We start from the raw sequence: 22,829 nt of genomic DNA on the forward strand, positions 1-22,829 counted from the left end.
GGTTCGAGCACGTGCTCGGGCGATCCCAAGGACGGGGACGCATTCCGGCACGTGTTCGTTTTCTGACGGGCGAGGGTGGATCATGGACGATGTCCCCGCCGGTCCGGCGAGCCCGGGGCCGCGGAGGCCGCCGCTTTCGGTCGTGATCCCCGTTTTCAACGGCGGTCGCGACTTCGAGCGCTGCCTCCAGCGGCTTCGAGTTTCGGACCAAGCTGATTATGAATTGATCGTGGTCGACGACGGTTCGACCGACGGCTCGGCCGCATTGGCCGAGGCGCAAGGGGCGATTGTCCTGAGGCACGAGGTGCCACTCGGACCCGCCGCAGCACGTAACGAGGGGGCGAGGCACGCGAAGGCGCCACTCGTCTTCTTCCTCGATGCGGACGTCGCGGTCCATCCCCAAACCATCTCCCGCGCCATCGCGCGGTTCGACGCTGACCCGAAGCTCGCGGCCCTCTTCGGCTCGTATGACGACGCCCCCGCGGCCCCCGGGCTGGTCAGCCAATTCCGCAACCTCCTGCACCACTACGTCCACCAGCAAGGCGAGTTCGTCGACGACGCCCGCCCGGCGCGGACGTTCTGGACGGGTTGCGGAGTGATCCGTCGCCAGGCGTTCCTCGACCTCGGCGGCTTCGACCCCAGGCTCTATCGACGCCCCGCCATCGAGGACATCGAGTTCGGCTACCGCCTCACGCGGGCCGGGCTCCACGTCGCCCTGGCGAGGGACGTCCAGGCCACCCACCTGAAGCGGTGGACGTTCACGGGGATGATCAAGACCGACATCTTTCAGCGCGGCGTCCCCTGGATGCTCCTGATCAAGCGGTCGGGGATCGTCGAGACCGACCTCAACGTCCGGAGCGAACAGAAGCTCTGCGTCGCCGCGGCCGGCTTGTTGAGTCTCGCCGCGCTCGCGACGCCGTTCTGGCCGTGGCTGCTCGTGGCGGTCGCCTCGGGCCTCCTCGCGATCGTCGGGCTCAACCTCGACTTCTATCGCTTCCTCGCCCGTCGCCGAGGCGTGGGTTTCGCGGCCGGCGCGGTCGGACTGCACTACGTTTATTACTGTTCCTGCGGGGTCTCCGTGATCATCGCGATGGGGCTCTGGCACCTGTCCGTCGGCCGGTCGCCGATGGGCGAGCTCCCGGCCATCGCGGGCACGGCCGTCCGGAGGGATTCGGCGGCTGAAGGCGTCACGCTCCCCCAACCCAACACGGCCCGGGCACGGAGGCCCTCGCGATGGACAAGACGGTAAAGGTCGCCGTCGTTCGCGCCGACAACCGCCGGGGAGCTGTCGCACAGGCCCTGGCCTTGATCGCCGACGACCTCCGCTCGTGCGTCACGCCCGAGGTCCTGGTGAAGCCGAACCTGGTCAGCCACCAGGTCCAGCTCCCCTCGACGCATGCCGACACGTTCTCGGCCGCGCTCGACGCGGTCTTCGCGTCGGGGGCGACCGGGGTCACGGTCGCCGAAGGGGCCAGCGATGCTTCCGCCGGGTTCGATCGCTTCGGGCTCCGCCGCGAGGCCTTTGGCCGGCCCGTCCGGTTCGTCGACCTCAACAGGGACGAGACCGCGTGGGTCCCGCTTGAACTCTCCGGCGTGGATGGCTCGACGCGCGTCGCACGAGTCTGCCGGACGATCGCGGACGCCTCCTGCCGCGTCTCGCTCGCCCTGGCCAAGACGCACGTCACGTCGATCCTGACCCTCAGCCTCAAGAACATGCTCTCGAGCGTCCACCCCGACGATCGGATCATGATGCACGGGCACGCGGGGGGCGGGAACGGCTATCAAGGTTGGAAGAAGGCGGTCGTCGAGTTCCTCAAGCAGGATAATCTCGTCGTCAATCGCCTGACCCGGACCATGGGACGTGTGAAAAACGTCCGCAACCTCGCGAAGTCGCTCGCGGGGCGGAATACCTTCGAGTCGCTCACGCCGGCCGACCTAGGCTATCTCCGCTCGGTCGAGGCGATGAACCGGAACCTGGTTGCCCTCTCGCGCGTGGTCAAGCCGCACGTGAGCGTCGTCGACGGCTTCGTGGCGATGCACCGAGAAGGCCCTCGGCACGGCACGCCGGCCCGACTCGGTACGGTCATCGTCGGGACCGACGCGGTCGCCGTCGACGCGGTGGCGGCGGCGGTCATGGGGTTCGACCCGCACCAGATCGGTTATCTCCACTACGCCCACGAGGCCGGGTTGGGGGTGGCCGACCTCGACGCGATCACGATCCTCGGCGACCCGATCGCCCAGGTTCGTCGACGTCTGGTCCCCCACTCGAACTACGCGGTCCAGCGGCACTGGAGCCGGCTCTCCACACCGACCCTCCGCGGCCCCCACACGCGGGTCGAATCCCGAGAGGGGGCGGCGTCGTCATGAGCCGAGCGGCCCGACCCGAAACCGAGCAAGTCTCCGTCGTCGTCGCCTCGATCGAGGCCAGGTCGACCGTCCGCACCAGTCTCTCCCGATTCCTCGAGGAAGTCGAAGGGATCGGCGAGGTGATCCTGGTCGATGCGTCGCGCGATGGGACGGCCGATGAGGCCGAGCGCTCGTTTCCGGGTTTACGGATCATCCGACGGCCGGCGGGCAGTCTCGCACCCGAGCTCTGGAGCGACGGCCTGAAGGCCGCCCAGTCGTCTTACATCGCATTCTCGACCGCGCAGATGATCCCGACCGTTGGCTGGCTCGACGCGCTTCAAGGCCGGATGGAGTCCACCGGATCCGCGGCCGTCGGGGGGCCGATCGAGCCTTCGTCGGAGCTTTCCGCGGCGGACCGAGCCCTCTATCTGTTGCGCTACGTGAACTATCTCCGGCCGCTCCTCGATTCTCGCGAAGTCGAGCCGCCGGGGGACAACGCCCTCTACCGGCGATCGGCCCTGGACGGCCTTGAGCTGGCCTGGGAGCGGGGATTCTGGGAGGTCGAGGTCCACCGCCAGCTCCGAGCCCGGGGTGAGCGGCTGGTCATGGCCCCCGACGCCTCGGTCGAGTTCCAGGGCGGGGCGGGGCTGGTCGAGGCGCTCCGACAGCGGCAAGATCATGCCAGACACTACGGGGCTTCCAGGGCCGGACGCATGGGAGCGGCCCGGCGGCTGATCCAATCGGCGGCCGCGCCGATGGTGCCTGCGGTCTTGCTCCGGCGGATTGCCGGGGCGCTCACGACGCGAGGACGGGGGTTCGGCCCCTGGATCACGTCGCTCCCGACGCTCTCGCTGCTCCTGGCCGCATGGTCCTGGGGCGAGGCGTTGGGGATGTGGATGGGGCCTCCGACGGCCCGGCGGCAAGAGGTCGGGTGACGGACGATTCCTCGAGACGTGGAGGAGGGACGCATGGAAGCCGACGGACTCAATCTCGGGTTCCTGGTGGTCGGGGCAGGATTCCTGGGGGGCCAGAGGGCCGCCGCCGTGATGGCGACCCGGGGCTGCCGACTCGTCGCGATCCACGACTGCCAGGCCGACGCCGCCCAGGCGATCGCCCGCCGGCATGGCGCCCAGGTCGTCGATCACTACGCCTCCGCACTCGAGCGGGTCGACATCGACGCGGTCGTCATCGCCACCCCCCACACCGACCACTTCGAGCAGGCTCGCCTCGCCCTCGAGGCCGGCAAGCACGTGATGTGCGAGAAGCCGTTGACCGTCAGTCCGGCAGAAGCTCGTCGGCTGGCGCTCCTCGCCGACCAAAAGGGCCTTCGCCTGGCGACCGGCCTGAACCATCGGTTCTATCCTCCGATCCAGGACGCCTTGAAGCTCGTCAGCGACTGGGCGATCGGCCAGGTCGAGCACGTCCGCGCCGAGATCGGCCACATGGCCTCGCCCGAGTTCCTCAAGAGCTGGCACACCGACGTCAGCCGTTCCGGCGGCGGCACCCTCATGGACAATGGCCCGCACGCCTGCGACCTGGTCCGCCGGTTCCTCGGCGAGGTCGTCGCGGCCGAGGGGACGGTGACCAATACGCTGCACTTGCCCGAAGGTTGCGAGTCGGAGGCGTCGGCCCGATTCCGGGGACTCGGCCGAGGTGTCGGCGAGATCCGCTCCTCCTGGACTCTGCCGCATGGCTACCTGACGATCGACATCCGAGGCGCGGAGGGACGGCTCCATATCGAGACCGCCCCGTGGAAGCTCTCGGGCGTCCTCGCCTCGGGGCGTAAGATTCGCAAGTTCTACCTGGCCGAGCGGATCGCCGAGCGCCGGTTCCGCGGCCTATTCGGCTGCGAGCGGTCGTTTGTCCGCGAGCTCGAGTCGTTTGTCGCGGGCGCGGGAGAGCCCGGAGTGCCCAGGCCCGGCGCGAGCGGCTGGGATGGGTGCCGGGTCACCGAGATGATCGACGCCGTCTACCGATCCAACGCCCTCGGCGCGGAGCTGCCGATCGAGCCCACGCTCGCCCCGCTCCCGATCGAGGCCGCCGCTGGAGTCGCCGGGGACACCTGGTGATGAGGCACGGCGGCCTGCCGGTCCTCACCTATCATGCGATCGACCGAGGGGGCGGCGTCACCTCGACCGACCCCTCGTGGTTCGCCGAGACGCTCGACGCCCTGGCCGCTTCAGGCTTCCAGGCCGTCGACCTCGACGACTGGATCGCCCGGGGGCGTCCCGAGGTCGAGCGGGGATTCGCGCTCACGTTCGACGACGGGCTCGAGTCGATCCTCGACGTGGCCGACGTCGTCGCCGCGCATAAGGTCCCGGCAACGGTTTTCCTCGTCACCGACCGCGTCGGGATCGACAACGACTGGCCCGGGCAGCCGCCGGGCATCGAGCGGGCCGGTCTGCTCGATTGGTCGGCCATCGAAGACCTTCACGCCAAGGGCTTCCGCTTCGGGGCGCACGGGAAGACCCATGCTCGCCTCGATCGAGTCGATGACGAATTACTTGAGGATGAAATCCGCGGCTCATGCGAGGCGATCGAGGATCGACTCGGGAGGCCTTGCCGACTCTTCGCCTATCCCTACGGCGTCGCCCCGATCCATGTCCGCCGCGAGGCGTCGCGACACTTCGCCGCATCCTTCGGGACCCGGCTCGACCTCGCGAACGCCGAGCAAGACGCCCATCATCTCTCGCGGATCGACGCCTATTACCTCCGTTCCAAGCGAGGCCTCGATCGACTGATCTCGGGGCGCTGTCAGGCGTGGCTTCGAATGCGGAGGGCCCTCCGCTCCGCGCGTCGGGCCGCCTCGTCGGCCTGAGGTGAACGCCTCCCGGGCGAAGTCGTTGTGGCACACGGATGGATCGGGAAGCAGGGCCCAATCTCGCTGTCGCTGGTTCGAAACGTTAAGTTTTCTAAGATCAATCAATGTTTTTACTTCAAAATTCAAAGAGCGAATTCAACGTCCTGGACGATCTCGCCCTGGTCTGCCCCGCCTGCGGCGGCGAGCTGATCGAGCAGAGGGAGGGCCGGGCCTGTCTCGGGTGCGCTCGGGCGTTCCCCGCCGTGGCGGGACTGGACGACCTCCGCCTCGAGTCGGATCGCTACCTGAGCCTGGAGGCCGAGCGGGCCAAGGCCGAGCGGCTGGCCGCAGTGGGACGGACGACCGACGTCCGGGGCATCTCCGAAGCCTACTACGCGATGACCGACGACGTGGTCGATGCCCGTCGCGACCGGTTTCTGAGGCACATCGCCTCGGCCGAGGCAAGGGGCGAGGCCCTGGCGGCGAGGCTTCCCGAGGGGGCCCGAATCTTGGAGGTCGGGTGCGGCACCGGGGGATTCCTGGTCGCCGCCTTGAGGTCGGGCCGCTCGGTCGTGGGGGTGGACATCGCCTCGAGGTGGTTGGTCGTGGCCCAACGTCGGTTGGCCGACCACAGCCTCTCGACGACGCTCGTGGCGGCCTCGGCCGATCGGCTCCCCTGGGCCGACGGCGCGTTCGACGTGGTGGTCGCCGACAGTCTCCTTGAACACCTGGATGACCCATCGTCGGCGCTCCGCGAGTGGGCCCGCGTGCTCAAGCCCGGGGGCCAGGTCCTCGCCTGGTCGCCGAACCGCTACACGCTCACGACGGATCCTCACGTCGGCCTTTGGGGCGTCGGCTGGCTCCCCAAGCCATGGGTTCCCGGATATTTGCGACTGCGAGGCAAGGACTCCTGGCCGCCGAGAACGTCCTCGGCGGGCGAGATCCGTCGTCTGGCAAGGGCATCGGGGTTGGATGGGGTGGAGGTCGACGTCCCCGAGGTCCCCGAGCGGTGGGCGAGGGCCCTCTCACCCGCCCTTCGTGTCGCCGCTGGGGCGTATACCTGGGCGAGGGCGTTCCCACCGACTCGCGCGGTCCTGCGGACGATCGGCCCGCTCTGGGAACTCCGGGCGACGAGTCGAGGGCCCGCATGACGACGACGTCTCGACGGATCCGACATGCCGGCCTCCGGGCAACGACGGCCCCCGAATCGGCGGCAAGCCGGCCGACCGGGTTGCGCTGGGTCCTGGCGTCGGAGCTGTTCGCCGGAGCCGTCGGGTTTGCGGTGATGGTCCACCTCGCCCGGCTGCTCGGACCATCGAGCTTCGCACGGGTCGAGTATGCGTCCGCGGTGGCCGCGTGGCTCCTCGTGATCGTGCGGGGGGGGATGGATATCATCGTCGCCCGCGAGGCCGCGCGTCGACCGAGATTGATCGGTCCCTTGACCGACGTCTTGATCGGGTTGCGTTGCGCCTGTGCCCTGGTCGGATATGCCCTGGTCCTCGTCGTGGCGGCGTCGGTCGGTGTGGGGCGGGGTGAAGTCGTTGCCGTCGCGGGACTGTTGCTCGTCCCTTCCGCGTTCGTCGCCGATGTCGGCCCTCGGTCGCTCGGAAGACTGAAGGTCGTCGCCCTATCCCAGGCGATTCGGGCCGTGGGGTACGCATGCGTTGCGCTTGTCCTGGTCCAAGGTCCTCGAGATGCCCTCGCCGCGGCCTGGTGCCTTGTCGCCGCCGAGGCCTTCGGCGCCGCGGTGCCACTGGTTTGGCATTCGCGACGGTTCGGCATCCCGCGACCCCGATACCGGCGTCGCGCGTGGCTCGTCGTGGCGCGTCGCGGCGCGATCACGGGCCTGACCCGATTCGGCCGGGTGAGCCTCTATGGCGCCGACCTCCTCGCCCTCGGGTGGTGGGCGGGGGCCGAGCTCGGTCCCTATGCGGCGGCACGCCGGCTCGTCTTCGGCCTGGTCGGACTCGGGCTCGTCGTCCCGGCTTCGGTTGCTCCCGCGATCGCCCGCCGCTGGGCGGCCGGTGCGGGCCTAGCTCGAGAGCTGATCGAGGACTCGCTGGTCCGGACCTGGGCCTTATGCCTTCCCGGCACGGCGATCCTCATGCTCACGGCCGGCTACTGGATGCCGCTCCTCTTCGGGGCGAACTATGCCCAAGGGGGGCCTTGGCTGGCCCTGATCGTCGCACGGTTGCCCTGGCTGCTGACGGCCAGCCTGGTCCAGGCGGCCCTCGTCTCTTGCCGTCGCGAGACCTGGGTGCTCGACCAGATGGTTTTACTCTCGGGGTTTACGCTCGTGGCCATGCCCGTGGCGGTCATCTGGGGAGGCCCTTGGGGAGTGGGCTGGGCCTCGCTCGCGGTCGAGGTCGCGGCGACCATCGGGGGTTGGAGGATGCTGGCTCGGCTCGGCCTCGCGCCGCGATGGGCGGCCTTACGACGAGCTCGGGGAGGAATCGCCTCATGACCGCAACCCTGACGATCGACAACCCGGCCTACTTCGACCGGCTCGCCGAGGTCGAGGCCGCGCACTGGTGGTCCCTGGGGATGTGGCGGCTCGCCTCCCGCTGGATCCGCGGAGCGACGTGCGGTCGGAGCGGGCTCGAGGCGCTCGACGTCGGTTGCGGCACCGGGCTGACCATGCGCCGGCTGTCGGCCTTGCCCGGCGTCGACTCCGTCGTCGGCCTGGACCCGAGTGCCGAGGCGTTGGCGCACGCCAGGACACGTCACGATTTCCCCTTGGTCCGCGCGAGTGCCCTGGATCTCCCCTTCGACGACGGGATGTTCGACGTCGTCACCTGCTTCGACGTTCTTCAGCACGTGCCGGTCGGTGAGGACCTCCGAGCGGCCTCGGAACTACGCCGAGTGCTCAGGCCGGGGGGCATCGCCCTGATCCGCTCGAACGCCAGGGGTCGACGGACGCCCCCGCCGGAGTCGGGGGTTTGCTACCGGTTGGACGAGCTCGTCGCGGTCATCGATCGGTCGGGGTTGGTCGTCCGTCGGGCGAGCCTTGCGAATGCGCTCCCCGCACTCGCGCAGGAGGTCCGAGGGCGGATGGCAGGCTCGGGTCGAGGAGGGCCGGCACACCCGTCGGGCGGCGGCCTTCGGATCCGGACGCCGCATCCCGCCGTCAACCGGCTACTCGGCGTCGTCTCAGCCACCGAGGCCGCCCTCGCGGGGCGTTGGGGCGTCGCACTCCCCTTCGGACATAGCACGATGATCCTGGCTGGGCGAGAACCCTAATCGAAATCGGATCTGGCCACGGCGAACACGGATGAAACACGGATAATGCGAATTAAAGACATGATGAATTTTTTGAATTCATTTAATGGATCTTGTGATTTGGTCACGTTGATCTGTGTTGTTTGTTGATGGTTTTGTCTTCTCTGATTCTTATTTCGGCTGAAGGGAGGGGCTAGCGATGCGGATCGGGATCGATGGGACGTGCCTGGCGAACCGCCGGGGCTTCGGCCGATTCGCGAGGCAGACGCTGGCGGCGCTCGCGGAGGCGCCGAGCTCTCACGAGTTCGTAGTCTTCGTCGATGGACCTTCGGCGGCGAGCGTCGAAGTCCCCGAGCGATTCGAGCGTATCGTCGTGGATCTCGGCGAGGCCCCGAGCACGGCGGCCTCGGCGTCGGGTCGGCGCCGGTTCCGGGACATGTTTGCCCTCGGTCGGGCGGTCGCCCGTGCGGGCCTCGACCTCATGTATTTCCCGGCGACATATAGCTTCTTCCCCGTCTGGAACGTGCCGCACGTCGTGGTCACGATGCACGACACACTCGCACTGGCACATCCCGAACTGGTTTTCCCGACCTGGCAGGGGCGGGTCGCCTGGGCGCTCAAGGAATACGCGGCGGTCTTCCAGGCCGACCGGATCGTCACCGTCTCGGAGTCGGCCCGACGTGACCTGATCGACTGGTTCCGGCTCCCCTCCGGCCAGGTCGACGTCGTCTACGAGGGGCCCGATGCCCCGTTCCGCCCGATGCCGACCGGGCCCGAATCGGACGCCGCGTTGGTTCAATTCGGGGTCGAGCCGGGGACGCGATACGTGCTTTATGTGGGGGGGCTGAGCCCGCACAAGAATCTCACGAGGCTGATCCAGGCGTTTGCCCAGGGGGCCCCCGGCGACACTCGACTGATCCTGGTCGGCGACTTCGGCGACGTCTTCCACACGCATGTCCCCGAACTCCGCGCCGAGGTCGTGCGGCAAGGGCTCGGAGATCGGGTCCACTTCCCCGGGTTCGTACCCGATGAGGCGCTGGCGTTCCTCTACAACCGGGCCTACGTCCTGGCACAGCCGTCCTTGATGGAAGGCTTCGGCCTCCCGCCGGTCGAGGCGATGGCGTGCGGAACCCCCGTGCTCAGCAGCCACGCGGGGTCGCTCCCCGAGGTGGTCGGCGACGCCGGAATCTTCTTCGACCCGACCGACGTCGAGTCGATGGCCCGGGCGATCCGCGGTGTCTTCGACGACCCGACGGAGCGCGAACGGCTGGCGGGTGAGGCGCGGATGCGTGCCTCGCAGTTCACCTGGGCTGCATCGGCCCGTGCGTTGTTGGAGACCTTCGGACGATTCGATCCGACCTGGTCTCGCGGCCTTCCCGTCTCTGCTGCCCGCCGAGACGGTCTACGGGATGACCTTGTCCCCGGTCCCCATCACCCCGAGATGTCGCGGCGGGCCGACGTCCTGGGTGCCCCCCCATCCTGATGAACCTCTCGCCTTGGGTGATGGATATGAGCCTCCTCGGCAAGTCTTCCGGTGCGACGAGGGTGTCGGTATGAAATTCTGCATGCTCACGACGTTTTTCGGGACGCATAGCTTCGGCGGCGACGCGGCGTTCGTCGATCGCCTGTCCCGCGCCCTGGCCCGCCACGGCCACGAGGTTCACGTCATCCACTGCCGAGATGCCTTCGAGCTCTCGCGCGGGGATCAGACCCCTCGGCCTTATGAGCCGGCCCCCGGCGTCGTGATCCACCCCCTGGAAAGCCCGGCCGGGCCTCTCTCGCCGCTGGCGACGCACCAACTCGGCCAACCTTATTTCAAGCTGGGGGCGATCCGCCGCATCCTCCGGGAGGTCCGACCGGACGTCGTCCACTTCCACAACCTCTCGCTCATCGGCGGCCCGGGCCTCCTCCGGATCCCCACGCCGGGCGCGGTCAAGTTCATGACGGCGCACGAGCATTGGCTGGTCTGTCCGCAACACGTCCTCTGGAAGTTCGACAAGACCGTCTGCGAGAAACCCCAGTGCGTCCGATGCTGCGTCCAGGCCAAGCGTCCGCCGCAGCTCTGGCGTAAAACGCCTCTCCTCGATCGTTCGCTCGCGAGCCTTGATGCGCTGATCTGCCCCAGCCATTCCACGATCCGGGAGCACTCCCGGCGCGGGGTTACGGCGAACATGACGCATCTGCCCTATTTCCTGCCCCACGACTACACAGGCGCCAGCCCGGCACCCACCCCGTCATACCCTCGGCCCTACATCGCCGCGGCGGGGCGGCTCGAGGAGATCAAGGGGTTCCAGGACGTCATCGACGTGATGCCGAGGCTCCCGGGCCTCGACCTCCGGATCGCCGGCTCGGGCCAGTACGAGTCGGAGCTCCGCCGACGCGCCCAGGGCATTGAGAACGTCCACTTCGAAGGCCGGCTCGATGCCGCGACGGTCGCCGCCCTCTTCCGAGGGGCCCGCGCGGTGGTCGTCCCGTCACTTGTCTACGAGACGTTCGGCTACGTCGTCCTCGAGGCCTTCGCCGAGCGATCGCCCGTCGTCGTCCGCGACCTCGGGGCACTCCCCGAACTCGTCGCCGAGAGCGGCGGCGGCCTCGTCTTCAACTCGCCCGACCAGTTGGTGGCGAGCCTCGATCGTCTCGCGAATGACGACGGCTTGCGTAACGACCTGGGCGAGAACGGCTATCGCTCGCGGCACGGGATCTGGTCCGAGTCCGAGCACCTCGAACGCTACTTCGCCCTGATCGACGAGCATCGCCGTGGTCGACGTCTCCGAATCGACCGACCCCACACCCTGGCCGGCCCTCGCGTCCGGCCGCGGGGCAAAGTCCGGCAGGATGCAACGAGCTTGGGACGCGATCTCAAGGATTCGACCCGCTCGTCGGTTTGAGGTGGAGCGGTTGATGCGTTGAGAACAAGATGGGAATGCGATTGATCAACCGATGACTCAGATGATCGCAGATTTAAAAAAGAGATTGAAAATCTGCGATCATCTACGTCATCTGTTGATTGGTTCTTCTTTTCGAGGCCGCATCATCGACGCTTCGCAGCCATGGCGATGAGCTCTTCTTCGACTTCGGCAGCGTAGCGGGCCCGACTGAATTGCGAGACGTGGGCAAAGCCTTCCGTGATCCGTCGTGTACGCTCGTCGGGGTCGTTGGCCATCGCGAACATGGCGTGGGCGAGTGAGTCCGCGTCAGGCTTGTCGAGATACCACGGGGCTTCGCCGCCCGCCTCGGTCAACGCGCTGTTGCGTAGAGTTATGACCGGGCATCCGCTCGCCAGGGCTTCGACCACGGGCAGGCCGAAGCCTTCATAATTCGACGGGTAGAGCAGGGCCGTTGCATCGGACAGGAGTCCGCGCAGGATCGGCTCGGCGACATGCCCGGCGCGGATCGTCCCCTCCTCGGGGCCGGGCAGCGGTCCCGGCTCGTCGGGGCCGGCGAAGACCAGTCGGTGCGAAGGGTGACCCTGGAGATGGCGTGCGAACGCCTCGAGGGTCGCCGGGACGTTACGCCTTGCCGACCGTTTGCCGACGAAAAGGAAGTACGGAGTCTCCTCGCCGAGGCCGACCCAACTTCGTGACTCGAGAACCTCGTCGGAGTCGTGGCCCAGCGGGCGAAATTCGGGCTCCGGGGCGGGGTAGATTACGCGAATTCGCGACGGCTCGATCCCGTGGACCCGCGCGACGTCTTCGGCCGTCGCCCGCGAGGGGACGAGAATACGTTCCGCCCGACGGGCCGCCGACCGGTAGCGCCAGCCGAATCGCCAGCGTACGGAACGCGAGAAGCTCTCGGGGACCACCCAGGGGAGTGTGTCGTAGATGACCAGGACCGTCCGCCCCCGCCAGGGGAGCGGCGCGAGATTGGCCGGGGCGAAGAGCAGGTCGTCCGGTCGAAGCTCGCGAGCGAGTCCGAAACACTCCCAGATCAGCCCCGGCCAGCCTTCCCCGACGACTTTAGCCCGCATGCCGGGCACGGACGGGAGTCGTTCGAGAGCTCCACCATCTCGGAGAACCAGGAGGCTCTCCGGCAGTGGTGGTCCCGAGACTGCCCACTCGGCGAGCAGACTCTCCAGGCAACGCCCCACGCCGGTGCGTCCCGCCGTGAGCCGTTGGCCGTCGATCACCAACCGCACAGGACGGTCTCCGTCTCGGCCCGTTCCCTTTGCGTCAGACCAGTTGTAGGGTGGGCATTGCCCACCGGGTCCTCCGGTATACTGATATGTAAAGAAGGGTGGCACCAGTTGGAACAATCGGGGTCGCGAAGCGACAAGAGGCTCGCTTCCCGGAAGTTCCGAGGCCGGGCACCCGGCCGAGTGGGGCACTTAGGGCGGTTCCCTCCTCGTGCCATCGGGCTGATCTCCTCAGCTTCCTCTAACGCCGAACGTCAAAGACGGGTTGAGCCCATCCCACTTCGAGTTCGACGGCTTGACGCCGGCCTCTTGTCGCTGCGCGACACTGGTTGTTCCAACCAGTGCGACCCTCAGAAGCTCGAAGAGACCTTTATGTGAATAGGAGTCGTGGCAATTCCGAGACCGTCGGTCGGCGACGACCGTGGCAGAAACCCGGCCTTGAAGCAAAAGCCGGGACTCGGAGCTGACGGACTATCAGGCTCAGGCGACCGAGGCGTTCCGGCGCTTGGAGGAGTCGTCGCCCTTCGGCGACTTCGCCGAGAGGCCACGGGTTAGGACGGCGAACGGGCTGTCGGCGTCCTGCTTCTTGAGCTTCATGTAGAGGTAGCTGTCGTAGTTGCACGGATAGACGGTCACCTTCCCCTCCTCGACCTCGATGACCTTGGTGGCCACGGCGCGGATGAAGTGCTCGTCGTGCGAGATGAAGCAGAGCGTCCCTTCGTAGCCCTGGAGCGCCTCTTCGAGGATGTCGCGGCTGGCGATGTCGAGGTGGTTGGTCGGCTCGTCCATCATGATGAAGTTATGGGCGACGGTCAGGATTCGAGCGAGACAGAGGCGTGTCTTCTCACCCCCCGAGAGGGCCCCGACGGGCTTGTCGACCGCCTCGCCGCTGAACAGGAAGGCACCGAGCATATGCCGGAGCGAGCCTTCGCTGGCCGATGGGTGGACCGAGCGGAGGCTTGCGATGACCGTCCCCTTGAGGTCGAGGGCTTCGACCCGGTGCTGCGCGAAGTAGGTCGGGAAGACGTTGCTCCCGAGCACACGCTCGCCTCGAGTCGGCTCGAGGAGGCCCGAGAGGAGCTTCATCAGCGTGGTCTTGCCCGCGCCGTTGGGTCCGACGAGGACAACCTTGTCGCCCCGTTCGATCTCGAGGTCGAGCCCGGAGTAGACGACGCGAGTGCCGTACGAGAACCCGATCTTATTCAGCTTGGCGACGACATGCCCGCTCCGAGGAGGTTCGGGCAGCTTGATCCGCATGGCGGAGTTGTCGGTCTGCGGGGCCTCGATCCTCTCCATCTTCTCGATCGCTTTGAGCCGGCTCTGGGCCCGAGAGGCGGTCGCGGCGTTGGCCCGGTTCCGGTCGACGAAGTCCTGCATCTGGCGGATCTTCTTTTGCTGGCCCTCGAACGACGCCTGGTGGACCGCCAGCCGGTGCTCCTTCTGAGGGAGGTGCGCCGAGTAGTTGCCGGCGTAGGTGTGGAGCTTGCTCATGTCGAGCTCGAACGTCTTCGTGATCACCCGGTCGAGGAAGTCGCGGTCGTGGCAGGTGATCAGGATCGCGCCGGGGTAGGACTGGAGGAAGTCCTCGAACCACTTGACGCTGAGAAGGTCGAGATGGTTCGTCGGCTCGTCGAGCAGGAGCAGGTCGTGCTGGAACGCGAGGAGCCCGCCGAGCGCCAGACGCATCGCCCAACCGCCGGAGAGCGTCGCGACGGGGGCGTCGAGTTGGGGCACGGAGAACCCGAGGCCGAGGAGGATGGCCTTGGCCCTCGCCTCCATCTCGTAGCCGCCGACGGTGTCGAACGCTTCCATGGCGTCGTCATAATCGTCGAGCGCCTTCGGGTCGCCGTCCTCGAGCCCTTTCATGACCGCCTTGAGCCGGCGGTCGGCCTCGGTCCAGGGGCCGAGATGGGCGAGCATGTTCTCGAAGATCGTCCCTTCGCGGAGCGGGTGGATCTCCTGCGGCAAGTAGCCGATGGAGCACTTCCGGTCGCGGACGAGGTTGCCGCCGTCGAGGTGTTCGAGGTTCATGAGGACCTTGAACAAGGTCGACTTCCCCGTGCCGTTCTTGCCAAGGAGGCCGATCCGCTCGCCCCGGACGATGGAGGCGTCGATCCCGTCGTACAACGTCTGGTGGCCGAAGTTCTTCCGCGCATCGATCAGGCGAATCATGGCAACACGGGTCTCGGAGGTCGGGGATAGTCGAGTCGGGGCCGGAGGTCGAGGTCAAATCGACCGGGCGAACCGATCTTGGCGGGTCCCGTCGCGACCCTGCCGCCTGGGCCGGGTCGTCTGGACGCTCCCGGGCCCGCTGGGGGTGAGCACAAGGAGGGTAGAGTAGTCTACGCTCGCCCGCATTTTCCGGCAAGAGATCACCGGATTCTCACGAAACGAACTTCCTGATGGCCGCCGTGTCCGATCGAAGATGGCGACTGGCTTCGAGATGGAATTGGTGAGCGTTGACACGGTTGATACGATAGCGAGAAGTCACTTTTCCGAAGGGTTATCCGAGACCTTGTTATGCCCGTTCTCGCCGCGATCGATTGGGATGATGCTTTTGCCGGACGGGCGGAGAAGATCCGGGCCTCCGAGATCCGAGAGCTCTTGAAGCTCCTCCACCAGCCCGGGATCATCTCGTTCGCCGGGGGCATCCCCGAGCCCTCGCTGTTTCCCACCGACGTCGTCGCTCGCGCTTACGCCGAGATCCTGGGCGATGCACGGGGGCCGCAGGCGCTCCAGTATTCGGTCAGTGAGGGTTATGCCCCGCTCCGGCGGTGGATCGCGGATTCCATGGGGCGCCTCGGGGTCCCTTGCGGGATCGACAACATCCTGATCACCTCGGGTTCGCAACAGGGCCTGGACTTCCTCGGCAAGCTCCTGATCGGGGCAGGCGACACCGTCTTCGTCGCCGCCCCGACCTACCTGGGGGCGCTCCAGGCGTTCAGCGCCTACGAGCCGCGCTACGAGATCCTCGATCCAGGCGAGGGTGGTCCGTCGACCGACGCCTATCGCGAGGCGGCCGCATCCGCAGGGAGTCGGCCGGCCCTGGCTTACGTCGTGCCGGACTTCGCGAACCCCACAGGCGAGACCCTCGACGAGGAGGCCCGACGGCGACTCCTCGACCTCGCCACCGAGCTCGACGTGCCGCTGATCGAGGATGCTGCGTATACGTCTCTCAGGTTCGAGGGGGAACCGACCCGACCCTGCCTCGCCCTGGACGTCGAGCGTTGCGGCGACATCGATCGGAGCCGGGTTGTCTACTGCGGGACCTTCTCCAAGACGATCTCCCCAGGGCTGCGGGTCGGCTGGATCTGTGCGGCGAAGGAACTGATCCAGAAACTCGTACTTGCCAAGCAGGCCGGCGACCTCCACAGTGCCACCCTCAACCAGATGGTGATCCATCGGGTGGCCGAACAGGTCTTCGACGAGCAAGTCCTCCGCGCGAGGACGGTCTACGCCGGCCGTCGCGACGCGATGCTGGCCGCTTTGGCGCGTTGGATGCCCGAAGGGACGTCCTGGACTCGCCCGGACGGCGGGATGTTCGTCTGGGTAACCCTCCCCGAAGGCTTCGACGGCGCCGAGCTCCTGGCCGCCGCGATCGCCGAGGAACGCGTCGCCTTCGTCCCCGGTGGCGCCTTCTTCACCGACGGCACCGGCCGCAACACGATTCGCCTGAGTTACTCGCTGCAAACCGAAGCGACGATCGAAGAGGGTATCCGACGACTGGGGCTCGTCGTCTCTCGGCTTGCGCCCCGCCGTGAGGTCGTTGCCTCAACTGGCGACGCTTAAACCCGAGGGGCTGAACTCCTTCTTTTCGAGAACCAGAGGTGCGGCGGAGTGTCGACTCCTCCCCATTTTCGAGCTCCGCCTGAACAGCAAAGAGTTCATCCAATGACGTCGACGTCTGGATCGTAGGGATGTCGCCCCGGGCCCCTCATTGCCCGCTCGGGCCCTGGGAAACCCCTCGACGCTCGGTTACGATCGAGGTCGGGGGAATCTTTATGCGTCGAATGTCGATCGTCACGATGATGAGGGCCGTGGCGTTGTTTGCCGTGGAGCTCGCTGCGTTACGTAATGCGAACGAGGTCTGGGCCAGCGTCATGCTGACTCTGACGCTCGTCGTGCTCGGGATCGCCGTCCTCGCCGTCCCGTGCCGGCGCGGTCGCGAGCGGATCCGGTGTCTCGGTTTCGTACTCTTTGGGATCGTCTATGCGAGTTTGACCTTCCTCCCCTGGTTCTCCCCGATCAGCGAGCTGTTGGCGACGACGTCGCTTCTCAATTATCTGAACGACCAGATGGTCCCGGAAGCGGAGCGAAATCCCTACGACTCTCAGTACTATCGAGCACGGGCCCGTTTCCAAAATCGCAATCAGGCCGACCCGGATTATCAGGCGCTCCGGTGGCGTCTCCGAAACCTGTTAGAGGCTTATAACGCCAGAACTCTGAGCCAACGCTCTCAGGATACGGACAAGTCGGCTCCCGCCGAGTCGGGGTTCGCACCCGTGATCAAACGCCTCCGGCCCGGCATCGAGGATCCCTTACCATTCACGCGGATTGGACCATGCCTCTTCACGATGCTCGCCGGGCTCGTCGGGGCGTTCTTCGGATCTCGGCTCTATCGGGATCCTGCCTAACACTCAGGCAGGGACGAGTCCTCTTGCAGGGCCCACTTCGATCGAGTTCGCTCCGATCCGTATAATCAGGGAGTCGTGAGGCGAGCGAGACGGCGGACGAGGGGAGGACGCACATGCGACCGACGGGAGCTCGAACGGTCAACCTCGTTGGCGGATTCCTCGCCGGTGTGCTGACCATCGTCTTGTGCTCGTCGCCGTCGAACGCGGAAGGTCCGTCGCCCGAGGACGTCCTGTGCGAGAAGGGATTCGTGAAGACGGGGTCGAGCTACCGGCTCGCGGACGAGGATGATCTCGGCGCACGACTCGCCGAGATTCGAAGGCGTTACAAGGCATGGGCCAAGCTTCGGGAGAACCTCTCCGGATCCTTGACGGGACTGGAGAACACCCGGCACAAGTACCAGCAGGTCCTGAAATCGCAGGCGTCGCTCGAGGAGCAGTGGCAGTTGATCCCCAAGCCTCCGGGGTCGTTCACCTCGCCTCCGGACCTCAATCTATTCCCGCCCGGCCTCGAGCCGTCTTCGCTCCCCCCGCCTCCCCCACAGGAGTTGGTCAATCTGCTTCCCCCCGGGATCAAGCTCCCGACCGCGGAGGAGCTCAAGGCGCTCCTGCCACGGAACCGAGATCGGATGCCGCCGGCCGAGCGACGTGGCCTGATCGTCCGGATGTATACGGGCCTCCAGGAGACTCGGGTCTCGCTCGAGGCGAGGATCGTCCGAGGGCAGTTCCACGTCGACGATCAGTCCGCCGAACTCCTTCGGGCACGGGGCATTATCGAAAGACGACAGGCCGAGATCGTGCGACTCGTTTCGAAGCTCCGCGACCAGTACACCGAACTCAAAGACGATCCGGAGATTCGGCGGGCGGTCGAGTCGCTTCGGAAACCTGGTGACCCCCGCGTTGAATGGACGACTCGCGAGGATTATGGCAAGGAGGCCATGGCGGTCGGGTCGCTCGACGCGGATTCTCTCCTCAAGAAAGCCGGGGATCGGCTCGCCCTGAAAGCGATGAGCCGGATCACGGGACTCTCGATCGCGTCCGAGGACGTCCAGCATGAACTGGGGGTCGCCTCGGGACGAGTGCAGTCGCTCGAGCACGAGGCGGAGTCGCAGGTGAAGCAACTCGCCGACCAGGCGTCGAAGGAGAAGAGCCAGGTCGACTCGCTCGCCAAGACGACCGACTCCGCGGAGCGGACCCGGATCGGCGCCGCGTTCCAGGCCGCCAAGAGTCGGGTTGAGTCCATCCAGTCGGCCCAGGTCCACACTGGCTCGTCCTTGATCGAAGCGCTCGGTCAGTTTGTGGACGCTCGCTCGGAATACGTCCGGATCCTGGTGGCACTCCGGGATGCCGTCGAAGCCGAGAGGAGCGGTCAGGGGGAACGCACCGAGGAGGCTGCGGCTCGACTCGAGATCCTGAAGTCGCTACCTCCCGAAAAGGCCCGAATCACATCCTTCGAGCGGATCGCCGCCCGCCTCAAGGAACACGAGAAGTCCTTGAAGTCGGAGACGATCCCCCTCGATCGCAACCGGTCGACCCTCTGGGTGGGCGCGACGATCAACGGTAAGGCCGAGGTGCCGATGATCGTCGATCTCAACTCCGAAGAGGTCTGCCTTTCGACTCGGGCGGCCGCCGAGGCGGGCGTTCGCCCCGAGCCGGGCGACCCTTCCGTCCACGTCTTGACGGTCGACGGGCGGATGATCTCGGCTCGGAGGTCACATCTGGCGACACTTCAACTCGGCCGGAGTACGCTCGAGCGCGTCGAGTGCCTCATCCTTCCGGAAGCCTCCGGCGACGTCCCTTCCCGGCTGGGTCTCCGCGTCCTCGGCGCGTATGCGAGCCGGGTCGACTCGGATGCCACGACGCTCGTTCTGACCCAGGTCCACGTCAAGCCGATCCTCCGAGCCGGGAGAGAACGCACGACGAAGCCGAGTAGCAGCCCGACACGAAGCTCGTCGAAGTCCGCGACGACGGGACGTGCTCCCGGCTGAGCGCCGATGGCTCGGTCATGGAAGTGCGGTCACGGACCTTGGCAACCGCCAGAGCCTGAGGTTCCCATCAGTGTCGGCGGTGACGGCGTCGTTCCCCGAGGCGGAGACGGCGATCCCAAGTTGTCCGGCGGTGTCGTTGAACCGATGGAGGATCGTGCCGGACTCGACGTCCCAGAGGATGAGGAACCCGCTCTGGCTCCCGGCCAGGGCGCGTCGGGCATCGGGCAGGAAGGTCGCGGATTGGACGAGGTCGCCGTGCCCGACCATCCGCCCGATCTCGCTCCCGTGCTCGAGATCCCACGCGACGAGGAGGCCGTCCGGATGACCGGTCAAGGCCCGGTTTCCCTCGGAGGAGACGGAGAGACAGAGAATAGGACCGGGGGTCAAGAGTCTTCGGACGACCTGGCGGGACTTGAGATCCCATAGCCACAACGATCCGTCCTCGCAGCCGGCCAGGGCGCTTTGGCGCGACGAGGCCAGGGCGGTGACGGGGCTCGGGTGCGCGAGTGGGGTTCCATCGGCTCGGCCCGCCTCGATATCCCAGACCCGGACCGTTCGATCCGCCCCGCCCGAGAGGGCGACGCGGTTGTCGAGGGCGAAGGCTACGGCGAAGACCGGACCGGTGTGCCCATCGAGCTTCCTGGACCCGACGTCATGCTGGGAGCGGAGATCCCAGAGGTGGACGCTCCGATCGTCGTGACCCGAGAGTCCCAGACTCCCGTCGGAAGTCAGGGCGACAGCCTCCACCGGTGACTCCCACGTCATCCGCCTCATCTCGGTTCCTGTCGCAACGTCCCAGAGTCCGATCCTTCGATCGGCGCCCCCGGAGATGGCCCGAAGGCCGTCCTTCGAGACCGCGACGCTGTTCACTCGCCGATCATGCCCCTTGAACTCGCGGACGAGGCCGACACTGACCGAAGGGGCAATGGTCTTCGGCTCAGGAGACTCTGGGGCCGCTCCGTTCGATCGGTCTTCTGAACCGGTCAGCGGTGGCGGCGCCGGGGTCGCGGGGTTCGCGGCGGCGATGGTGGGAGGGGGCGGCTTGGGTGCTTCCGGAGCTGGCGGAGGCGCGACTATGGGACTTTGAACAGGTTCGGCGACCTTCGCCTCAACCTTCACGGAGGAAGATCGGCCGAGGTAGACGCCGATGGCGAGTATGCCTACGACGACCACGAAACTCCCGGCTCCGATGGCGGCGGGGCGAAGCCAGCGTGGGAGAGTCTGCCGAGGAGTTGTCTCTTCGGAGGGTAAAATATGCCTAGATTCCTCGGGTTCCGGGTCCAGGCCGACTCCCTTGCACGACTCCATCAGGCTGATCACGTCTTCGAACGTCGCGGGGCGGTCGTCGGGCGACTTGGCCATGAGTCGCTTCAGGGCGTTCTCGAGGCGTCGAGGGACGTCCGGGCGCGTCTCGGCCAGGGACGGGATCGGGTGTTCGCGATGAGCGACGATCCGACCGACGAGCGTCTCCGCGGTGAACGGGGCCTTGCCCGACAGGAGGAAGTAAAGCGTGCAGCCGAGGCTGTAGATGTCCGAGCGATGGTCGGCCGACCTCGGGTTGAACGCCTGTTCGGGCGACATGTAGTCGACCGTGCCCATCAGCACGTTGCTCTGGGTCAAAGCTGTGTCCGCCCCCTCCGCTCCGAAGGGCCCGCCGACTTCGTCGAGCCTCGCAAGGCCCATGTCGAGCAGCTTGACGTTGCCGGTCGGCTCGAGCATGAGGTTCGACGGCTTGATGTCGCGATGGACGATGCCGGCCTCGAAGATCGCCTTGAGCCCTCGAGCGGCCTGGATGATGCACTCGATCGCCAGGGAGACGGGCAGGGGGCCCAGTTCTCGGACGCGACGCGACAGGTCGAGCCCCTCGACGTATTCCATCACGAGGAAGTGGAGACTTTTGAATTCGTCGGCGTCGAGCACCCCGACGACGTTCGGGTGGCTCAGCTTGGCCGCGGCATTGGCCTCGCGCTGGAACCGGAGCACGGCCGAGGGCTCCCGGGCGACGGAGGGGGCGAGGAGCTTGAGCGCCACCTCCCGCTTGAGGCGACGGTGCCGGGCCTTGTAGACGATCCCCATGCCCCCTGCGCCGAGCCGGTCGAGGACGACGTAGTTGCCGATCACCAGCACCTTCGTCTTCCCCTGCAAGACCGCCCCGGCCTGGTACCTGGTCAGCCGGCCGGCCTTCACCAACTCTCGGGCGAGCGCCTCGGCATCTCGAGGTCCTTCGCGGGAGCGGATCTGTTCCCGGAACGCGTCGACTTCCGACCGATCCAGCAGGCCGCTCTCCGTCAGGTCCCGCGCGCACTCGTCGAGGTCGACGATTGTCGTAGCCGAGGTCCGGTTCGGGACGATCGCGTCGAGCACCGGTTTGCGGCCGAGGTCGATGGTCTCCATCTCGGACCCGGACGCCGTGACCGGGACATCGTCCGCCTTCGACGCCCCGGTCCGGGACGCGTTCTTCGACGGGTCGGGAGACTCCATGACGAGGCCTCGAAGGGTTCGGTCCACGCGACTCAGGGGGTGGCTCATTATACCCGACCGAGGCCGATCTTACGCCTCCTTACGCATTTCCCGGGACGCCCCCCTGGCCTACGCTGCAACGTGGATCGAGGCCTACTCACAATGACTCCATGCGTTCACTCGAGATAACACCGCGAATCCTGGAGACTCCTCGCCGATCCCCACCGAGCCCTATCCGGAAGAAGGCTTCACCACAAAGGCACAAAGGTCACAAAGAACAATCGAAGCAGGCCCGAAGAGTCTTGGTTCGCTCTGGCCCCTCTTCTTTGTGCCCTTTGTACCTTTGTGGTGAAATCCTCACGCGGTGAGAGTCTGGTGGGGATCAACGAGGGGTGTCGAATACTGGCTCTCGGTCGGGCTGTGTGTGGACAAGTCGGTTCATGGTACGATTGCGATTCGCTCGGCGACCCGGGATCACCGAGGCTTGACGTTATGCGGCGATAGTTTCATGAGAAATCAAATAGATATCGAAATATTGTTTATTGTAAGATTTTACTAATTCGGTTCATGTATTCTTGGTTCGGGGCTTTGGATCGCTTGGCCGTCGAGTCGGGCCGCGTATTAGCCGACCGTTTCTCGCCACCTCGCCGAACGGTCGCTGTAAGAATCGTCCGGAAGCGGGGACGATGGGCCAACTTGCAGGGTGAACGTCCGCTACACCTATGCGATCGCAGGAGTAACGCATGAGGGCTCGAAACCCGCGTTCGGAAATGGCTCGAGTCGCGGTCGGCAAGCCCAGGACGCGATCTATCAGGAGATCAAAAATGCGAAGTCCATCTCCGTTCGCTATGATCCGTCTCACCCGTCGACGTCGTGCCTCTCGTTTGGTGTTTATGAAGTGATCTGGATCGGCCTTGTTTTCTCGGTCATCTGGCTGATGTTTTGTGTCGGCTTCACATACCTCGGGTACCGGGGAGCGAGCGGCGACAGCGGCCGATTCAGACGCGGTGGAAGCTGGCGTATGTGGATGAGCAGAGGTCTTCTTTACACGCTTGGCTCAAGAAATCGCCGAGGTGAAGCTCGCTCTTCTGATCATCTCAAGGCACTCTGAGCGTCATGTCATCGGCCAAGGCCCCGACAGGCGCGAAGCATGGGTCGCGGAGAATGCTCGGCCGTCTCCTTGGGAAAACGTCCGAAGTCGACGCCATCGGCGCCCGGGCGCGTCAATGAAACAGGGGCCTTTATCAATGGAA

At 66.4% G+C, this 22,829-nt stretch carries 16 protein-coding genes and 1 pseudogene; 14 read left to right on the plus strand and 3 right to left on the minus strand.

Going from position 1 to position 22,829, the window contains the following annotated elements:
• Window positions 1–82: 82 nt before the first annotated feature.
• The 10 genes from ACYOEI_RS23335 to ACYOEI_RS23380 all read left to right on the plus strand — a co-directional run bounded on the left by ACYOEI_RS23335 (window position 83) and on the right by ACYOEI_RS23380 (window position 11,253).
• Window positions 83–1,249 (plus strand): glycosyltransferase family 2 protein, encoded by a 1,167-nt coding sequence (locus ACYOEI_RS23335; RefSeq protein ID WP_462852026.1) that lies wholly within the window; start codon window positions 83–85, stop codon window positions 1,247–1,249.
• Window positions 1,234–2,367, plus strand: coding sequence for a DUF362 domain-containing protein (locus ACYOEI_RS23340; protein ID WP_462852027.1), 1,134 nt, complete (start codon window positions 1,234–1,236; stop codon window positions 2,365–2,367). The genes ACYOEI_RS23335 and ACYOEI_RS23340 overlap by 16 nt, the downstream gene beginning before the upstream one ends.
• Window positions 2,364–3,281 carry a glycosyltransferase family 2 protein gene (locus ACYOEI_RS23345; RefSeq protein ID WP_462852029.1) on the plus strand — a complete coding sequence of 306 codons (918 nt, stop codon included), beginning with the start codon at window positions 2,364–2,366 and terminating at the stop codon, window positions 3,279–3,281. The genes ACYOEI_RS23340 and ACYOEI_RS23345 overlap by 4 nt, the downstream gene beginning before the upstream one ends.
• Before the next feature lie 33 nt (window positions 3,282–3,314).
• The gene (locus ACYOEI_RS23350) at window positions 3,315–4,415 is read left to right on the plus strand and encodes a Gfo/Idh/MocA family protein (RefSeq protein ID WP_462852031.1); all 1,101 of its coding nucleotides are present in this window, start codon (window positions 3,315–3,317) and stop codon (window positions 4,413–4,415) included.
• Complete coding sequence (locus ACYOEI_RS23355) at window positions 4,415–5,164, plus strand: polysaccharide deacetylase family protein (RefSeq protein ID WP_462852033.1); 750 nt, start codon at window positions 4,415–4,417, stop codon at window positions 5,162–5,164. The genes ACYOEI_RS23350 and ACYOEI_RS23355 overlap by 1 nt, the downstream gene beginning before the upstream one ends.
• A gap of 107 nt (window positions 5,165–5,271) precedes the next feature.
• Complete coding sequence (locus ACYOEI_RS23360) at window positions 5,272–6,297, plus strand: methyltransferase domain-containing protein (protein WP_462852035.1); 1,026 nt, start codon at window positions 5,272–5,274, stop codon at window positions 6,295–6,297.
• A complete protein-coding gene (locus tag ACYOEI_RS23365; RefSeq protein ID WP_462852038.1) occupies window positions 6,294–7,610 on the plus strand; it encodes an oligosaccharide flippase family protein in 1,317 nt (438 codons plus the stop codon). Before ACYOEI_RS23360 ends, ACYOEI_RS23365 begins: the two co-directional genes overlap by 4 nt.
• On the plus strand, window positions 7,607–8,386 hold the full coding sequence (locus ACYOEI_RS23370) for a class I SAM-dependent methyltransferase (protein WP_462852040.1): 780 nt from the start codon (window positions 7,607–7,609) through the stop codon (window positions 8,384–8,386). Before ACYOEI_RS23365 ends, ACYOEI_RS23370 begins: the two co-directional genes overlap by 4 nt.
• A 178-nt stretch (window positions 8,387–8,564) precedes the next feature.
• Window positions 8,565–9,848 carry a glycosyltransferase family 4 protein gene (locus ACYOEI_RS23375; RefSeq protein ID WP_462852042.1) on the plus strand — a complete coding sequence of 428 codons (1,284 nt, stop codon included), beginning with the start codon at window positions 8,565–8,567 and terminating at the stop codon, window positions 9,846–9,848.
• 70 nt (window positions 9,849–9,918) lie between these two features.
• Entirely contained in the window at window positions 9,919–11,253 is a 1,335-nt protein-coding gene (locus ACYOEI_RS23380) for a glycosyltransferase family 4 protein (RefSeq protein ID WP_462852043.1), read from the plus strand.
• 143 nt (window positions 11,254–11,396) lie between these two features.
• On the opposite strand, the gene ACYOEI_RS23385 is transcribed toward ACYOEI_RS23380, so the two are convergent.
• Both ACYOEI_RS23385 and ACYOEI_RS23390 read right to left on the minus strand, forming a co-directional pair.
• Complete coding sequence (locus ACYOEI_RS23385) at window positions 11,397–12,500, minus strand: glycosyltransferase family 4 protein (protein ID WP_462852044.1); 1,104 nt, start codon at window positions 12,498–12,500, stop codon at window positions 11,397–11,399.
• A 477-nt stretch (window positions 12,501–12,977) separates the two neighbouring features.
• Window positions 12,978–14,669, minus strand: a complete 1,692-nt coding sequence (locus ACYOEI_RS23390; protein ID WP_462852045.1) for an ABC-F family ATP-binding cassette domain-containing protein — start codon at window positions 14,667–14,669, stop codon at window positions 12,978–12,980.
• Window positions 14,670–15,017: 348 nt separating this feature from the next.
• On the opposite strand from ACYOEI_RS23390, the gene ACYOEI_RS23395 reads away from it, so the two are divergent.
• From ACYOEI_RS23395 to ACYOEI_RS23405, 3 genes are all read left to right on the plus strand, one after another.
• Window positions 15,018–16,286, plus strand: a complete 1,269-nt coding sequence (locus tag ACYOEI_RS23395; protein ID WP_462852046.1) for an aminotransferase-like domain-containing protein — start codon at window positions 15,018–15,020, stop codon at window positions 16,284–16,286.
• 212 nt (window positions 16,287–16,498) lie between these two features.
• Window positions 16,499–17,131 (plus strand): hypothetical protein, encoded by a 633-nt coding sequence (locus tag ACYOEI_RS23400; protein WP_462852047.1) that lies wholly within the window; start codon window positions 16,499–16,501, stop codon window positions 17,129–17,131.
• A 113-nt stretch (window positions 17,132–17,244) separates the two neighbouring features.
• Window positions 17,245–19,116 carry a retropepsin-like aspartic protease gene (locus tag ACYOEI_RS23405; RefSeq protein WP_462852048.1) on the plus strand — a complete coding sequence of 624 codons (1,872 nt, stop codon included), beginning with the start codon at window positions 17,245–17,247 and terminating at the stop codon, window positions 19,114–19,116.
• A 15-nt stretch (window positions 19,117–19,131) separates the two neighbouring features.
• On the opposite strand, the gene ACYOEI_RS23410 is transcribed toward ACYOEI_RS23405, so the two are convergent.
• Window positions 19,132–21,597: a WD40 repeat domain-containing serine/threonine protein kinase gene (locus tag ACYOEI_RS23410; RefSeq protein WP_462852049.1), complete on the minus strand. Its 2,466-nt coding sequence runs from the start codon at window positions 21,595–21,597 to the stop codon at window positions 19,132–19,134.
• Window positions 21,598–22,258: 661 nt separating this feature from the next.
• On the opposite strand from ACYOEI_RS23410, the pseudogene ACYOEI_RS23415 reads away from it, so the two are divergent.
• Window positions 22,259–22,687, plus strand: a pseudogene (locus tag ACYOEI_RS23415) (DUF3592 domain-containing protein); the annotation flags it as partial.
• Window positions 22,688–22,829 lie beyond the last annotated feature (142 nt).

The organism is Singulisphaera rosea (assembly GCF_054877945.1).

What these genes read in the sequence shown, in the direction of transcription:
- ACYOEI_RS23345 (WP_462852029.1), top strand. Translation starts at nt 2,364, where the DNA reads ATGAGCCGAGCGGCCCGACCCGAAACCGAGCAAGTCTCCGTCGTCGTC.
- ACYOEI_RS23370 (WP_462852040.1), top strand. Translation starts at nt 7,607, where the DNA reads ATGACCGCAACCCTGACGATCGACAACCCGGCCTACTTCGACCGGCTC.
- ACYOEI_RS23380 (WP_462852043.1), top strand. Translation starts at nt 9,919, where the DNA reads ATGAAATTCTGCATGCTCACGACGTTTTTCGGGACGCATAGCTTCGGC.
- ACYOEI_RS23335 (WP_462852026.1), top strand. Translation starts at nt 83, where the DNA reads ATGGACGATGTCCCCGCCGGTCCGGCGAGCCCGGGGCCGCGGAGGCCG.
- ACYOEI_RS23390 (WP_462852045.1), bottom strand. Translation starts at nt 14,669, where the DNA reads ATGATTCGCCTGATCGATGCGCGGAAGAACTTCGGCCACCAGACGTTG.
- ACYOEI_RS23365 (WP_462852038.1), top strand. Translation starts at nt 6,294, where the DNA reads ATGACGACGACGTCTCGACGGATCCGACATGCCGGCCTCCGGGCAACG.
- ACYOEI_RS23375 (WP_462852042.1), top strand. Translation starts at nt 8,565, where the DNA reads ATGCGGATCGGGATCGATGGGACGTGCCTGGCGAACCGCCGGGGCTTC.
- ACYOEI_RS23360 (WP_462852035.1), top strand. Translation starts at nt 5,272, where the DNA reads ATGTTTTTACTTCAAAATTCAAAGAGCGAATTCAACGTCCTGGACGAT.
- ACYOEI_RS23395 (WP_462852046.1), top strand. Translation starts at nt 15,018, where the DNA reads ATGCCCGTTCTCGCCGCGATCGATTGGGATGATGCTTTTGCCGGACGG.
- ACYOEI_RS23410 (WP_462852049.1), bottom strand. Translation starts at nt 21,597, where the DNA reads ATGGAGTCTCCCGACCCGTCGAAGAACGCGTCCCGGACCGGGGCGTCG.
- ACYOEI_RS23355 (WP_462852033.1), top strand. Translation starts at nt 4,415, where the DNA reads ATGAGGCACGGCGGCCTGCCGGTCCTCACCTATCATGCGATCGACCGA.
- ACYOEI_RS23350 (WP_462852031.1), top strand. Translation starts at nt 3,315, where the DNA reads ATGGAAGCCGACGGACTCAATCTCGGGTTCCTGGTGGTCGGGGCAGGA.
- ACYOEI_RS23405 (WP_462852048.1), top strand. Translation starts at nt 17,245, where the DNA reads ATGCGACCGACGGGAGCTCGAACGGTCAACCTCGTTGGCGGATTCCTC.
- ACYOEI_RS23340 (WP_462852027.1), top strand. Translation starts at nt 1,234, where the DNA reads ATGGACAAGACGGTAAAGGTCGCCGTCGTTCGCGCCGACAACCGCCGG.
- ACYOEI_RS23400 (WP_462852047.1), top strand. Translation starts at nt 16,499, where the DNA reads ATGCGTCGAATGTCGATCGTCACGATGATGAGGGCCGTGGCGTTGTTT.